Here is a 15,175-nt window from a genome sequence, read left to right as displayed (position 1 = left end):
ACAATTTACAGTTATTGGGTGATATAGGAGCTAAAGACCAGCACAGCCACTGCAGGTTACAACTACCACCATGTATGCAGATTTATCTTATGAAAGGAGATTTAAACATCGATGGATAGCAGGTTGGAGCGACTCAGGACTTTGATTGTAGGGCCACAGGTAGTCATGACTACCCCATTCAAAGAGGATTACTCCGTGGATTTGGATGGAGTCAGGGCCCAGATACGCTTCATGGTTGAGAAGGGGTTCGTGAGGGGAAACGCCACCATCATAGTAACAGGAAGCGTCGGGGAATGTAATGTCCTTACGGAATCTGAGCGGCAACAAATCGTAAAAGTCGCGGCCGAGGAAGCCCAGGGGCGCGCGACACTATTCGCGGGATGCAACCACAGCAGCACTTCGGTGAGCGTAGAACTCGCAAAGTGGGCGCAGCAAGTGGGATGTGATGGCGTTATGGTAATTCCACCCTATTACTGGAGACCCACAGATGATGAAGTAATACAGCATTACTCGAAGATATCAGAGGCAATTAATATAGGGATCATGATCTACAACAACCCATTCGTGACCCAGGTGGATCTTCCGATCCCGATGATTGAAAGATTGGCAAAGCTGGAGAACGTCGTCGCATTGAAGGAGTGTACCATTGACATTATAAAATTCGACCGCTGTGTTCGGCGCTTTGGGGATCGTATAGCGGTGATCAACGGCAACGGCGAGTACTTTGAGCCATATGCCTCGATGGTCGGTACACCTGGGTTTATTTCTAACTCCGCTCCTTACCTGCCGGAAGTGGAATTTGCGATGTGGGATGCCATCAAGGCCAAAGATTGGGAACGTGCGAAGCAGCTACATATCGCTATGTCTCCTCTGTTTGATTTCTTCTGGGAAGTTGGGGCGGTCGGTGGCACGGCGTGGCTGTTACAGCTGATAAAGCGTGGACTTCAGATGGCGGGCCTCCCGGTAACGACGCTATGTCGTATGCCAGCGACGCCTGTGACAGAGGAATATAAAAGAAGGTTTGAGCATCTAGTGGAGGAAGTGCGTGCACGGGCGGCAGCCATAAAATAGCTCGTGTAGAAAGAACTTAAACTGTAGGCGGCGTATTCTCTAGTTTGGGCAAGAAAGGCAGGCATAGGGTCTAAAAAAGAGAATACGCCACCCAGAACAAACTCACATAAAATCTTGACGTTGCTGATGTATAAGTAACGTCATGAAGAAAGGAGACTGGACAATGAGGAAAAGAATAGTTTCGTCTCTGGTACTTCTGGTGATTGCAACCCTCATAGTGGGCGCCGCTAATGCATTTGCATCTGGAGAGATAACGCTTAAAGTAATGCGGCCCGGAACACCGAGTACGGCAAGGGCTTTCCTTGAACCAGCGATTGCTGCCTTTATGAAGGAGAACCCTAACATCAAGGTTGAGATAGTAGACCTTGGATGGGTAGAGTATTTCTCCCGACTGGCAGTAATGTGGGCCACCAAGACCGACCCCGATGTATATATGGCCTGGTACCCGGGTATACCTCAGTACGCTGATCAAAAGCTTGTGGAACCTTTGGACGACTTGCTGGATCAGGATCTTAAGGCTCGTATACCCGAAGCATTATGGAAGGCGGCCTCATGGAAAGGTCACATTTATGGTGTACCCACTGCTGTAGCCGCCTTAGCTTTATACTGGCATAAAGATGTATTCGCAAAGGCGGGGTTTGCCCCAGACGTTCCCCCACAGACATGGGATGAACTCAAAGATTACGCCATAAAGATTTCCCGGAATACAAAGGTTTGGGGACTCGGGATGTCCGGAAAGGCGGACCCGTTCATTTACGATCAGTGGGCCGTTATCTACCACTCAAACAGCGGACGCGGAATGTTGGATGATGAAGGTGATCCGCTATTTGACGGACCCGATGGCGTGGAGGCGTTACAGTACCTTGTTGACTTGAATAAATCCAAGGCAACCCAGCCAAATGTTATACAATACAACCGTGGTGACCTGCGTCCGCTCTTCAGAGATGGCAAAATTGCAATGGTGTATAATGACGGACCCTGGTTTCTCCCCATTTTGGAGCAGACCTTTGACTTTTCGAACAAGGAAAAGAGCCCAATAGGAATTTCCACGTTACCCAAAGGGAAAAAGGGCAACTATAGTATTCTCGGAAACGACTGCTGGGTGGTTTCCGCGCATACAAAGCACCCGAAGGAAGCCTGGAAGCTTCTGAGTTTCTTAGTACGCCCCGAGTGGCAGTATAAACATGACGTCGCGTATGGCACCGTTCCTGCCCAGACCGGGGAATATTCGATGCCGGAGTTTAAGAAGTGGTATTGGCAGCCGTTCATTCAGCAGGTCCAGAAGGGCTTTTCTTATCCTAAGACTCCCGACCTAACTGCCATCAGAGATGGTGAGGGCGGGCTGAATGAAAACATTCAAAGGGCCATCGCCGGGGTGCTAACCCCTCAAGAGGCATTATCAAACGCAGCCAGGTTAGCCAGGAAATTAAAAAAGTAATGGGTGCAGGGTTACCATAAGGGAATTAAACAGTGGCAGGGCTGTATAGGATACTGGCGTTAGGGAAGGGAGGATCGGAGTTTCCCTTTCCCTAACGCCGGTGATGGCTTTAAACTATATTTCTTTTTGGTTTATTCGGGAACATCGTCTCACTTCTCTAGGGGTTAGGTAGACGTGGAGGTGGTAAAAAGCGTGTATACAAAACCTGTGGGCGAGGATATCAGGGGACTGAAAAACTCTACATGGTTGAGGCAGCTTTCACCATACTTTTACATTTTGCCGGCAGGATTTCTTTTTTGCCTCATCTATTTATATCCCTTAACCGAAGCTATACGCTTTTCGTTTAGCAAGGCGACATTGCTCGGATTCGTGAGCTATGTTGGGTTTGATAATTATTTAGGTCTTTTGACGCCGGAATTTGGCTCTACCTTGGCGCGGACTGGAATTCTAGTGATTGTGTGCGTCCCGGGGATAATCATACTTAGCCTAATAGGTGCCTTGCTCCTGAATCAAGATCTGAAATTACGAGGCTTGCTCAGGGCGCTCGTGCTCGTCCCGTGGTTGATTCCCGAGAATCTTGTGGGCGTCATATGGGGGTGGTTCTTACACCCTTGGTACGGGATAGCCAATGGACTTCTGCTCCGGTTGAGGTTACTCAGTACCCCTATAGATTTTTTATCCCCTTCAAATGCAATGCTTTCTGTCATCATGATGAGAATCTGGAGGGGCACCCCATTTGCCACTGTAGCTATTTTGGGGGCCTTGCAATCCGTGCCACAAGAGCTATTTGAAGCCGCCGAACTTGATGGGGCGGGTCCCCTGCAGAAGCTTTTATTTGTTACTATTCCAAGTATTAGGCCTATACTTTCAGCTGTTACCTTGATAATGGTTACGTGGACAGTGATTATCTTCGACATGATTTACGCATTGACTGGTGGGGGCCCATTAAATGTAACCTCAGTCTTGTCCATAGCCATCTATAAGAAGGCGTTCTTAAGCAATGATTTGGGAACAGCAAGCGCTATGGCGGTAATCGGCCTTATCATTTTGCTTATAGTTAATTACGCCTACTTTAAGCTCGAGCGGAGGGAAGCATCATGATCGCGGGATTGAGAAAAGGGCGGGGGGCGTTGTCCGGTGCAAGAGTGCCACGGGGGTGAAAACAGTGACGCGTATGAAGACTAGAGTGGGTAGGATTCTTATTCACATAGGGGCGATTGCATTCGTAATATACCTCTTACTTCCCGTCTACTCAGCTGTGATTGCGGCGCTTACCCCGGAGAGCAAACTAGGGGCACAACTTATGATTCCGGTCTATTTTCATTGGAAGAATTTTGTTGATATGTGGAAGGTGATACCTCTAGGCAGACAATTAACTAATTCGTTTATATACAGTATCGGTGTCAGTTGTATTATCTTGGCTGTAGCCACCCCAGCGGCGTATGCCTTGTCGAGGTTTAAGTTTTCCGGGCGCCAGGTTTTTCTATTTGGCGTTATGGTAACTCAGATGATACCTCTTATCATATTGCTAGTACCCGTCTTCGTCATGGCCGCGAAATTAAACGCGATCAACACATATGCTGCGGTATTTGTTACTGCGGCGGCAACAGGGCTACCCTTTCCGATATTGCTTTTGAAGGGGTACTTTGACACCATCTCAAGCAGTCTCGATGAAGCTGCTATGGTCGATGGCTGCACTAGATTGCAGGCGATTATTAGGATCTTATTGCCGCTCGCTGTGCCGGGGCTTGTATCTGCGTTTATGACCACCTTCATCCTGGGGTGGGCGCAATTTATCATACCACTGATCCTGATTACCGATACATCGAAGATGCCCGTTACCGTTGGAATATACCGCTTACTTGGCGAAACGACGATACAATGGAATCTAGTGATGGCAGCCACTTTGCTCAGCGTGGTACCCCCCATGCTGGTATATTTGGTAGCTCAAAGGAGGGTAGCCGCAGGGTTAGTCATGGGCGCAATTAAAGAGTAGGTGGATGGAGAATAAGTTTAGCTCAGAATCATGCAGGAGGTGTATTGAAGTGTTTAATGCCAAGGTTGCGCCTAATGAATTCGCACGTGGGGTCGGGGCGATAGAAAGAATAGGGGATTACGTGGCTCGATATGGTTCACGCGCCCTGGTGATAGGGGGTAGGAGAGCTCTCGGAGCCGCCCTAGCTAAAATGCAGGCTTCCTTCGAAGTAGCAAAGGTGAGCTTTGATGTTGAAGAGTTTTCAGGTTATTGTTCGCAAAACATGATCAAGCGATACGCCGACAAGGTCGAGGCTGGAAGGTATGATTTGGTGGTTGGCGTTGGTGGCGGACGGGCCCTTGATTGCGTCAAGGCCGTCGGTGATGTAACTTGGAGACCCGTAATCACTGTGCCGACTATAGCGGCAACATGCGCGGCCTGGTCGTCAGTTTCCGTAAGCTACTCTGACGAGGGAATTTTTGAGGGAAGCATCAGCCTGAGGCGTAGTCCTGTCGTCGCAATAGTAGACTCGCGGATATTATGTGATGCCCCTGTTAGGTATCTTGCTGCAGGTATAGGGGATGCCCTCGCTAAATGGTATGAGGTGCCGCTTAATGTCAAGATCACCGGTGAGGACAGCGCATCGATTAGGAGCGCTCTGGCTCTTACGGATCTATGTAACAGGATGTTTCGTGAGCTTGGCAGGCAGGCACTAGAAGACGCAGGGCGCGGTGAAGTAACGGAGACCCTTGAACGTATCATTGATGCGGTAATTATGTTAACTGGACTTATTAGTGGACTTGCCGGCGACGCTTGCCGGTTAGCAGTTGGTCACTCTATTTATAATTGTATGAGCCATTTTAAGGCATCGAGTGCGAGCCTTCACGGGGAAAAGGTGGCTTTTGGCCTTGCCGTCCAGCAGGTACTCGAAGGGCGTTCGCTTACAGAGGTTAATGATTACCTTATATTTCTTAAGAAGGAGCTCGGACTCCCTGTAACTCTTGGTCAGCTTGGCTTATGTGGTATCTCTGAGGCTGAGATATCTCATCTCGCTGAGTTAGTAGCCCAAGATCCCGCGGTGAAAAGTGCGCCGTTTGATGGAAATGTAGCTAATATACGCAAGGCAATTTTGACTGTGGATGATATGGGCAAGAAATTACTGGACTAATTTTATTAGCGTTTATGCCGCCTGAGGAGGATTGCGCTTTGAATTTTCTCGTTCTCATAAAGCAAGTGCCTGACACCAACGAAGTGAAGATGGACGAGGCTACAGGGACGATGATCAGGGAGGGGGTAGGTGCCATCATAAACCCCCTCGACCTCCATGCCCTCGAGGAAGCCCTCCTCCTGCGTGAGAGGTTTGGAGGTAAGGTCACCGTCCTGAGCATGGGCCCTCCCCGGGCAATAGAGGCTATACGAGAGGCCGTAGCTATGGGGGCGGATGATGGAATACTACTGAGCGATAGAAAGTTTGGAGGCTCTGATACCTTAGCCACATCCTATGCACTGGCCTCGGCGATAAAGAAGATCGGCTGCCCTGATATAATCCTTGCCGGAGAGCGGGCGACAGATGGAGAGACCGGACAGGTTGGCCCTGAGGTGGCTGTGATGCTTGGTCTTCCATTCGTCACCTATGTCTCGAGGATAGAGTCTGTTTCTCCCCTGGAATCTATTGCGCCCGGAGTTGGCGAGGGATCAGTTGATACAGAGACCACTGTAAGCTCGATGCCAAAACAGAATAAATATCTGATTCGTCTGAGGAGGATCGTAGAGAGCGGCTACGAGATAGTAGAGGCTACCCTCCCTATCCTCCTTACCGTGGTGAAAGAGATAAACGATCCGAGGATGCCCACCCTGTCGGGGAAGATACGGGCAAAGAGCGTGCAGGTACCTGTATGGTCTCCACAGGATATCGGCGTTCATGAAACTATGACAGGGCTTGCAGGGTCGCCCACCAGGGTTGTGAAGGTGTTCTACCCTAAGATAACAAGGAACGGCCGGATTCTGAAGACCTCTGAGCACAGCCCCGAGGAATGCATAAAGTCTTTATTAGAATTTCTTGAGGATAGGGCTATCTTCCGGGAGAATGGAAAGACAACTTTAAGATCGGATCTTGCAACTGACAGGGAGATACCTGAGGCCCCGAGTCATACAATTGCTCATTTTCCCTTTCAGAGTCTGGATGCCTCAAAATCTGTAACTTCCCAGGATAAAGGACTTTGGGTTCTCGGCGAGGCACGCGATGGCGCTATTCATGAGGTCACATTTGAGCTCCTTAACAAGGGGAGAGACCTCGCTGACAAACTCCATGCATACCTCGGCTGCGTCTTAATCGGATATAACATAGATGACGCCGAAGAGGTTATATATAGAGGCGCGGATAGACTCTTCATTGTAGATCATCCCGGGCTTGAACACTTTCTCGTTGAGCCGTATCTCAATATCCTCGAGTTTCTCACAAGAACCTATATGCCTGAGATTCTGATAGCAGGGGCAACGAGCATGGGAAGGACCCTGATGCCGGCTCTGGCAGCAAGGCTCAGGACAGGCCTTACGGCTGATTGCACCGAGTTGGATATAGATCGGGAAAGCGGGCTTCTGCTCCAGACGCGACCCGCCATAGGTGGAAACGTCATGGCCACTATAAAGACCCCCGAGGCAAGGCCCCAGATGGCGACCTTCAGGCCGAGGACTGTCGGACCTGCGTCGCGGGATACTACAAGAGGCGGGGAGATCATCCATATCGGCATAACCGGCGAAGGATTAGATGATAAAAGCCCTCAGAAGGCCCAAAGTATATTAAAGGCGATGCTTGACTCCAGGGTTAGGTTCGTAGAGCTGATAAAGGATGCTCTAGATGAGGTTAACATCCAGGATGCGGATATCGTCATCTCCGGGGGGAGAGGCATCACAAGAGGGGAGAACTTCCGGCTCATATATGAGCTTTCGAGCTTGTTCAGGGAGGGAACAGGAGCAAAAGCAGGGGTAGGCGCATCAAGGGCCGTCGTAGACCAGGGTTGGATATCGTATTCTCACCAGGTTGGCCTGAGCGGCAAGACGGTATCCCCGAAGCTCTATATGGCTATCGGAGTATCAGGGAGCGTCCAGCATATAGCCGGGATGCAGACCTCCGAGCTTGTTGTTGCTATAAACAAGGACCCCGACGCCCCGATATTTAAGGTTGCAGACTTCGGGATAGTGGGCAACCTCTTCGACATCGTTCCCCTTCTGATAGAAAAGCTCAAGGGTAGCTATAAGTAGTGAGAGAAGCATATGAGAGATAGCTAAGGAGCAGTGGGACCAATGAAATACAATCCTGTGACCCCTCAGGTTATAGATAAACTCAAAGCTATAGTGGGGGAGCATTTCATCGTACTCGATGAGGAGAAGCTCAAGGTATATGCCTGCGATGAGAGCATACCAAAGCCCGGTAGACTCCCCGAAGTAGTGGTAAAACCGAAGGATGCAGAAGAGATATCCCAGATAATGAGGCTTGCGAATGAATACCACATCCCCGTAACCCCTCGCGGTGCCGGGACAGGACTCTCAGGTGGTGCTATACCTGTATGTGGGGGGATAGTTTTATCCCTGGAGCGGATGAATAGGATACTCGAAATAGATGAGGAAAACCTCATGATGACTGTTGAACCCGCGGTTATAACCAACGAGGTGCAGCGGGTCGCTGCAAACAAGGGGTTCCTCTATGCGGGAGACCCTTGCAGCAGTGAGAGCTCATTTATAGGCGGGAACGTTGCTGAGAATGCCGGGGGCAATAAAGCCATAAAGTATGGGACCACCGGTAGATACATCTATGGCCTTGAGGTTGTGCTCCCCACCGGAGAGATAACCTTCTTCGGGGGTAAGAGGGTAAAGGATGTTACCGGGTATGATTTTATACACCTCCTGGTAGGTTCCGAAGGCACTCTGGGGATCATTACCAAGATAATTCTCAAGCTTATCCCCCTTCCGAAGTACAAGATGGACCTGCTTGTGCCATTTAACTCTATGGATGCGGCCATAGCCATGGTGCCGAAGATAATGACCAGCAGGCGCGTCATCCCGACATCCATAGAGTTTATGGATAAGGCATCTCTAATGCTTGCTGAGGAGTATTTAGGGACCAAGCTGCCTTATGATCATGCTGAAGCCCACCTGATAATAGAGGTAGATGGGAATAACAAGGAAGACCTGGAGAGTGAATATGAGGCTATAGGGAAGCTGTGTCAGGAGAATGGAGCCCTTGAGGTGTTTGTCGCTGACAACAAAAATACTCAAGAGAAGGTGTGGAGAGCGAGAAAGGCGATAGCTGAAGCGGTGAAGGCGCTGAGCTCTGGTTTTTGCATGGAAGATGTAGTAGTGCCGATAAGCGAAATACCGAAGATGATGAGGGCGATAGCTGAGATATCCTCCAAATTCAATGTGAGGATCATCTCTTTTGGTCATGCAGGAGATGGGAATATCCATGCTACCTTCCTCAAGGATGAGATGTCAGATGCCCGGTGGGAGGGGATGCTTCCCCAAGCTCTTAGGGAGCTCTATAGCTTTGCGAAGGAGTTTGGAGGAACTATAAGCGGGGAGCACGGGATAGGGTCTAAACGGAAGAAACATCTATCTATGGTGTTGGATGATGCACAGATTGAGCTCATACGTAGGATAAAACGGGCATTTGATCCCAATTTGATATTGAACCCGGCGAAGATAGTAGATGATAATGAGCCTAAGTGAAATGAAATATGTTGCAATTGCAATGTTACAGGGATTAATAGCGTAGCTTTCGCGGCTGAAGTCAGGGAGCTGTAAAAGTATTATTGATTTGATTCAGGGGGTGGATACATTGCCGGTCCAACAATTGAAACTTGAGTCCAAGAATCTCGAATATCTCCACAAGGATTTCTACGGCGGCCTGAGCCTTGCCTTCGAATTCATGGAAAGAGAGCTCGGGTATGAGGCCCTCAAGGAGTACTGGCGGAGGGTCGCCCTGAGCTGTTACCAGCCGCTCATTGAAAAGTTGAAGAGGAAGGGCCTCCCGGCGCTGGAGGAATACTTGAGGGGCGTTTTCGAGCCGCAGGCCTCAAGGAGCCCGGGGCAAAGCGGGACCGGGGAGCCGGATTTTGAGATAACGAGGACCGGGGACGAGTTGATTCTGAAGATCAACAGGTGCCCCGCGCTTTCCCATATGAGGGCGGCAGGCTACCGCATCTATCCGCGCTATTGTGAGCACACGCGCGTGGTAAACGAGGCCATCTGCAGGGCGGCAGGCTGCGAGGCCGCGTGTGAATATGACCAGGATGCGGCGAGATGTATTCAACGTTTCAAGGTTTTAAAATAGAGAAGGGAGAGGGAGATGCTCTATGATCTCTTGCACCGACTTCATTCCTGCATACAACGAGGCCTTCAAATTCCTCCAGGAAAAGGGCGGCAGGGAGCTTCTGGAGAAGTTCTGGAAGTTTATATCAGATAGATACCTTCAAAACCTGGACAGGCTCGTGGCGGAGAAGGGGCTCGCCGGAATGGAGGAATACTGGGGAAAATCCCTGACCGAGGAGGCTGCGGATTGCATAGTCGAGCGCGGGGATGACTACTTCTTGATAGATATGCTCCACTGTCCCTCTGTCGGGCACCTCAACGATCTGGGCCTCGAGAAGTGCGCCTGCTACTGTGACCACTGTCCGGCGCTATACCCGCCGATTATATCGCGGTATGGATTTGAGGTTCAATATGACATAATCGACAGGGAGAACGGGCGGTGCCGGATGTATGTAAAGAAGCCAAATTCCCGCGGTTCATCTTCGCAATGATTCCCCGGCACCGGCGCCGGCACTGGCACCGGCGACGCGTTTACCAAAAAATCTTCGATATTTAAGCAGGAAAAACCGGAGCTGTGTTGAAATATCATCTTAGTAAGTTAAGATAATTAAGCAACATAACCTGCCGCCAGATTGAGGCTGGTTAACTCGAAACCGATTGAAACTCAAGATGGAGCTGAATGTGCAAGAAAAGAGGTAAGGCGCCGTGAACGCAGAGTCAGGAATGGAGATCCTTCTTGAAAGCAAGGAGCCGACGACCAGGTCGATCGAGTTCGTCAGGCGGGCGGGCGAGCGGCTCGGCCTCGGGCGGGGCATCATAAATGACATTATAAACCCGCAAAGGGTGACGGTCTTCCGGTTGCCTGTGAAGTTCTGGGGTAAGGTCGTTGTCGTCTGGGGGTGCATGTCGCTCCATAATGACGCGCGTGGCCCGTACAAGGGCGGCGTGAGGATCGCGCCGGATGTGAGCATCTGGGAGACTGTGGAGCTGTCTCGGCTTATGACCCTGAAGACGGCTGTAATGGATATCGAGTTCGGCGGGGGCAAGACGGGGATCAGGGCGGACATTAGGGAGATGTATAACATCTTCGGCCTCAGGGAGAGGAACAGGGATTTCGAGGAGGCTATGTCCCTCGACATATGCGAGGAATTCGCGGCGCAGTTCAAGTGGCTTTTCAGGGATCACATCTATGTCCCAGCGCCTGACATGGGCACCGGACCCGCCGAAATGGCCTTCATTTATAACCAGACGCTCGACCCGGCCTCCGTCACGGGCAAGCCCGAGGGAGTCCACGGTTGGCTGCCCGGCCGCAAGGAGAGCACTGGCTACGGGGTGAGCTACGCGGCGAAACGCCTGCTCGAGGATATCCTGGGTTTGCGGGTAAAAGGGGCCCGGGTCGCGATCCAGGGCTTTGGGAATGTCGGAATGCACGCCGCGCTCTTCCTTGCGGAGCAGGGTGCGAAGGTTGTAGCAGTGGCCGACCTCTACGGCGGAGCTTACGATCCCAGCGGGCTCGACATCCAGGCCCTGGCGCGACACGCGCGGGAGGCCGGCACCGTCGCCGGGTTTACAACCCCCATTACCAATAAGGAGCTACTCGCCCTGGACGTCGATGTATTGCTTCCATGCGCGGCGGGGCATGTGCTAAATGAAGAGAATAGCAAGTCCGTCCGCGCGAAGGGCATAGTTGAGGGGGCAAATATGCCGACCACCCTTGCGGGGATGGATGTCCTGGTCGAGAAGGGAATACCCGTGATCCCGGACATCATAGCCAACGCCGGAGGCGTCGTGGCCTCCATGGAGGAGTACTCGAGGTCGCTAAGCGCCCTCAAGATCCGGAGGGAGGACGTCCTGAGGACAGTCACCGAGAAGATTGATGAAAGCCTAGATGCGGCTATGCGGCAGGCCTCGGAGCAGAAGATCAGTATGGCAGAGGCCAGCGTGCAGATAGCAATTGACAGGGTATATCAGGCTATGAAGCGAAGGAGGTTGATCTGAGAGATGATAAGGTGGGGAGTGATCGGGGCGGGCGGGATCGCCGACCGGAGGACGATCCCGGAGGGGATCACAAAGGCCAGTGGCGCAAGGCTCGTCGCGGTGATGGACGTAAATGAGACGAGGGTCCGCGAGGTTTCCCGGAAATATGGCGACGTGCCTTACTACACAAAGGAGGAGGATCTCCTCAAGAATCCCGAGGTCGACGCCGTTTACATCGCCACCCCAACGCACCTTCACTGCAAGCACGTGACCGCCGCGGCTGAGGCTGGTAAGCACGTGCTCTGCGAGAAGCCCATGGCAATGACCTTGAGCGAGTGCGAGCAGATGATCCAGGCGTGCGAGCGAAACAAGGTCAAGCTGGCCCTTGGCTTCATGATGAGGTTCCATTCCTATCACAAGGAGATCAAAGACATGATAGACCAAGGTATGATGGGCCAGCTGGTGCTCGGGCGGGCGCAGCTCACGTGCTGGTACCCCCCGATTCTAGGTGCATGGCGCCAGGTGCCGGAGCTCGGCGGTGGCGGGTCGCTGGCGGATATGGGCAGCCACTGCATCGACCTCCTCGAGATGTTCATGGGGAATGTCGTGGAGGTGAGCGGCTTTGCGGGGACGATCACCCACGGCTATCCCGTGGAGGACAGCGCGCTCGTGATGTTGAAGTTCGAGAGCGGGGCGCACGCGGTTGTGGATAACAATTTCAATATACCCGATGCGGCCTCGCGCAATGTGCTCGAGCTTTATGGGACCAAAGGCTCCATAATCGCCGAGGGGACGATCGGGCAGTCATCGGAAGGGAGGGCGGTCGCGCGTTTAGAGACGGCTAAAAAGGGCTATGAAGCGGCTCAGAGCAGGGCCGGAGAGACCCTGGTCGAAAGGGAGATAAAGGTCGAACCCGTTGTCAACATTTACAAGATGCAAATAGAGCAGTTTATGAAGAGCATCGCGGAGGATTCCGTGCCGCTGAATTCGGGCGAGCGCGGGATGAGAAACCTCAAGATCGTCCAGGCTGCGTATGAGTCTGCCAGGACCGGCAGGAAGATACGAATCAACTAGCTGTATAGCTATATCTTGCCGTAATCAATCTTGCCGTAATCACAAAGATTACAAACCTGGATCACGAACCCGTGAGTCCACGATAATCCATGAGGACCTAGGATAATCGATAATAACCCAGAATAAGTCCAGGATAACCGAGGGTAAGTTTAGGATAATCCAGGATAGATTCATGATAATCCAGGATAAGTCCGGGATAATCTAGATTATTAGGAGAGGGGAATCAGGAAGATGAGCAAACAAGATCTAGCTTTATATGGCGGGACCCCCGTAACGCGCGATCCGTTTCCGATGTGGCCGCAATTTGCGCCGGAGACCATTGAAGCCGCAATGGAGCCTCTCAAGACCGGGAAGGTGAACTACTGGACCGGCACCTATGGGATGGAGTTTGAGCAGAAGTTCGCCGAGTGGAACGGCGCGAAGTACGGGATTTCGACCTCGAACGGGACGTCGGCGCTGCATGTCGCCCTGGCTGGCCTCGGAATCGGGCCCGGTGACGAGGTGATAACGCCGTCCTACACCTTCATCGCGTCGTCATTCTGTGTCTGCCAGGCTGGAGCGGTCCCGGTCTTCGCCGATGTGAAGCGGGAGGACCATACGATTTCACCGGAATCCATCAAGTCCAAGATCACGGACAAGACGCGCGCCATCATAGCAGTGCACCTCTACGGGAACGTCTGCGATATGGATCCCATAATGGAGATCGCCAGGGAACACAACCTGTTTGTGGTCGAGGACTGCGCCCAGGCGCACGGCGCGATGTACAAGGGCAAGAAGGTTGGGACCATCGGGCACGCCGGCGCGTTCAGCTTCTGCCAGAGCAAGACATTCACAACGGGCGGCGAGGGCGGTTGCGTGATTACAGACGACGAGGACTTGGCATGGGAATGCCGGTCCTTCAGGGATCACGGGTATGATGTGAGGCAACGCATGAGGCTCCTCGAGCTCGAGGCCAAGTTGCCTTACATCCACAACCGGGTTGGCTTCAACTACCGGATGACGGAGATGCAGTCGATTATAGGGTTGAAGGAGCTCGAGAGGCTCGATAGCTGGAACCTCAAGAACAGGCGCCGGAATGGTGAGATGTTGATTGCGGCGCTCAAGGACTGCCCGCAGATCAAGTACCTGCCGCCCCATAACGTGGATGGGAAGGTCAATGGGTTCTGGCTATTCCCTGTTGTGCTGGATCTCGACAACCTGACCTGCGATAAAAAGACATTCACCGATGCGCTGGTTGCAGAGGGTATCCCTGCGGGCCCGGTGCTGTGGCCGCAAAGCTACAAGGAGCGGGCTTACAGGGAGCATAATGGCTTTGGGCGGGCGAAGTACCCGTTTGAGGACCCGCTCGCGGACCCCGAAAGCGTGGATTACACCAAGGTATTCTGCGAGAATGCGGCATGGCTCGAGGAGAGGACCTTCACCGTGCCGGTTCACCCCGTCTACGAGGAGAAGCACATCCAGCTTATGATAGACGGGATACTCAAGGTCGCCAGGGCGTTCGCCAAATAGGCGCGCAGGCCATGGCCCGCAAGATCAGCTAGCCAGGGCCAGGGCCCGGAAGGCACGCCGGATAGGTCCGCCGCGCTGCGCCCGTCCTGTAGCCCGTCCCTTATATTCTGTGGTACATTCTGCGATATCTTGCGGCAAGGTTGGGGGCGGTAGTATACTATAACCAAAAGATAAGGATAGGGGCGGATGGTATGAGAGAGGATGCATCCAGGGTTTCGACGGGAGCGGGGAGCGGCGGGGATGTGCCATCCGGTCCGCCCGGCCGGGGCGAGGGTGATTCGAGGAGACTTGCCTTGAGCGCCTTGATGCTTGCCATGGTCGTGGTCGCGACTATGATACGCATACCCGCCCCCACCTACAGGCTTTACTTCAATCTCGGCGAGGCGGTGGTATATACTACGGCCCTTCTTTTTGGCCGGAAGACGGGGGCCCTCATCGCGGGCGTGGGCTCTGCCCTATCTGATCTCCTCCTAGGCTACCCGATCTGGGCGCCCTTCACCTTTGTCATCAAGGGCGCTGAGGGGTACGTCGTCGGCGCAATCGCCTCCCGGGCCGTGGCCTCGCCGTGGCCGGAGGGCGGGCCTGATAGTCGCCCCGGGAATGGTGGCGGGGTCAGGAATGATGGCAGGCGCGACCTCATGGCAGTGGCCCTCGGAGCTCCCATAATGATAGCAGGTTACGCCGCCAGCGCATGGATTCTTTACGGCCTGGCGGCCGTGCCCGTGGAGCTGGGCGGGGACGTGATTCAGTGCTTTGTGGGGGCGCTTGTGGCGATTCCCCTGGCGCGCACATTGAGGAGGACGGGCACGATCTGAGAGGGGCAG

Annotated in this window: 13 protein-coding genes; all 13 read left to right on the top strand. The window is 52.7% G+C overall.

Going from position 1 to position 15,175, the window contains the following annotated elements; genetic code table 11:
• The first annotated feature begins 111 nt into the window (after nucleotides 1-111).
• Nucleotides 112-1,071 (top strand): dihydrodipicolinate synthase family protein, encoded by a 960-nt coding sequence (locus tag HPY71_16140; GenBank protein NPV55019.1) that lies wholly within the window; start codon nucleotides 112-114, stop codon nucleotides 1,069-1,071.
• 163 nt (nucleotides 1,072-1,234) lie between these two features.
• Nucleotides 1,235-2,509, top strand: a complete 1,275-nt coding sequence (locus tag HPY71_16135) for a sugar ABC transporter substrate-binding protein (GenBank protein NPV55018.1) — start codon at nucleotides 1,235-1,237, stop codon at nucleotides 2,507-2,509.
• A gap of 174 nt (nucleotides 2,510-2,683) precedes the next feature.
• A complete protein-coding gene (locus HPY71_16130) occupies nucleotides 2,684-3,610 on the top strand; it encodes a sugar ABC transporter permease (GenBank protein ID NPV55017.1) in 927 nt (308 codons plus the stop codon).
• Between the two features lie 73 nt (nucleotides 3,611-3,683).
• Nucleotides 3,684-4,505 (top strand): carbohydrate ABC transporter permease, encoded by an 822-nt coding sequence (locus HPY71_16125; GenBank protein ID NPV55016.1) that lies wholly within the window; start codon nucleotides 3,684-3,686, stop codon nucleotides 4,503-4,505.
• 49 nt (nucleotides 4,506-4,554) lie between these two features.
• Nucleotides 4,555-5,652, top strand: a complete 1,098-nt coding sequence (locus tag HPY71_16120; GenBank protein ID NPV55015.1) for an iron-containing alcohol dehydrogenase family protein — start codon at nucleotides 4,555-4,557, stop codon at nucleotides 5,650-5,652.
• Nucleotides 5,653-5,690: 38 nt separating this feature from the next.
• On the top strand, nucleotides 5,691-7,745 hold the full coding sequence (locus HPY71_16115; protein NPV55014.1) for a hypothetical protein: 2,055 nt from the start codon (nucleotides 5,691-5,693) through the stop codon (nucleotides 7,743-7,745).
• 42 nt (nucleotides 7,746-7,787) lie between these two features.
• The gene (locus HPY71_16110) at nucleotides 7,788-9,209 is read left to right on the top strand and encodes an FAD-binding protein (protein NPV55013.1); all 1,422 of its coding nucleotides are present in this window, start codon (nucleotides 7,788-7,790) and stop codon (nucleotides 9,207-9,209) included.
• A gap of 109 nt (nucleotides 9,210-9,318) precedes the next feature.
• Nucleotides 9,319-9,813, top strand: a complete 495-nt coding sequence (locus tag HPY71_16105; GenBank protein NPV55012.1) for a hypothetical protein — start codon at nucleotides 9,319-9,321, stop codon at nucleotides 9,811-9,813.
• Between the two features lie 22 nt (nucleotides 9,814-9,835).
• Nucleotides 9,836-10,282, top strand: coding sequence for a hypothetical protein (locus tag HPY71_16100; GenBank protein NPV55011.1), 447 nt, complete (start codon nucleotides 9,836-9,838; stop codon nucleotides 10,280-10,282).
• Between the two features lie 214 nt (nucleotides 10,283-10,496).
• Nucleotides 10,497-11,789 carry a Glu/Leu/Phe/Val dehydrogenase gene (locus HPY71_16095; GenBank protein ID NPV55010.1) on the top strand — a complete coding sequence of 431 codons (1,293 nt, stop codon included), beginning with the start codon at nucleotides 10,497-10,499 and terminating at the stop codon, nucleotides 11,787-11,789.
• A 3-nt stretch (nucleotides 11,790-11,792) separates the two neighbouring features.
• A complete protein-coding gene (locus HPY71_16090; protein NPV55009.1) occupies nucleotides 11,793-12,842 on the top strand; it encodes a Gfo/Idh/MocA family oxidoreductase in 1,050 nt (349 codons plus the stop codon).
• A gap of 231 nt (nucleotides 12,843-13,073) precedes the next feature.
• On the top strand, nucleotides 13,074-14,351 hold the full coding sequence (locus HPY71_16085) for a DegT/DnrJ/EryC1/StrS family aminotransferase (protein ID NPV55008.1): 1,278 nt from the start codon (nucleotides 13,074-13,076) through the stop codon (nucleotides 14,349-14,351).
• A 191-nt stretch (nucleotides 14,352-14,542) separates the two neighbouring features.
• Complete coding sequence (locus HPY71_16080) at nucleotides 14,543-15,166, top strand: ECF transporter S component (GenBank protein ID NPV55007.1); 624 nt, start codon at nucleotides 14,543-14,545, stop codon at nucleotides 15,164-15,166.
• Nucleotides 15,167-15,175 lie beyond the last annotated feature (9 nt).

The organism is Bacillota bacterium, from assembly GCA_013178125.1.
GTDB lineage: Bacteria > Bacillota > SHA-98 > Ch115 > JABLXJ01 > JABLXL01.
The sequence above is the reverse complement of the archived record's forward strand: the minus strand, read 5'-3'. Positions and strand labels throughout refer to the sequence as shown.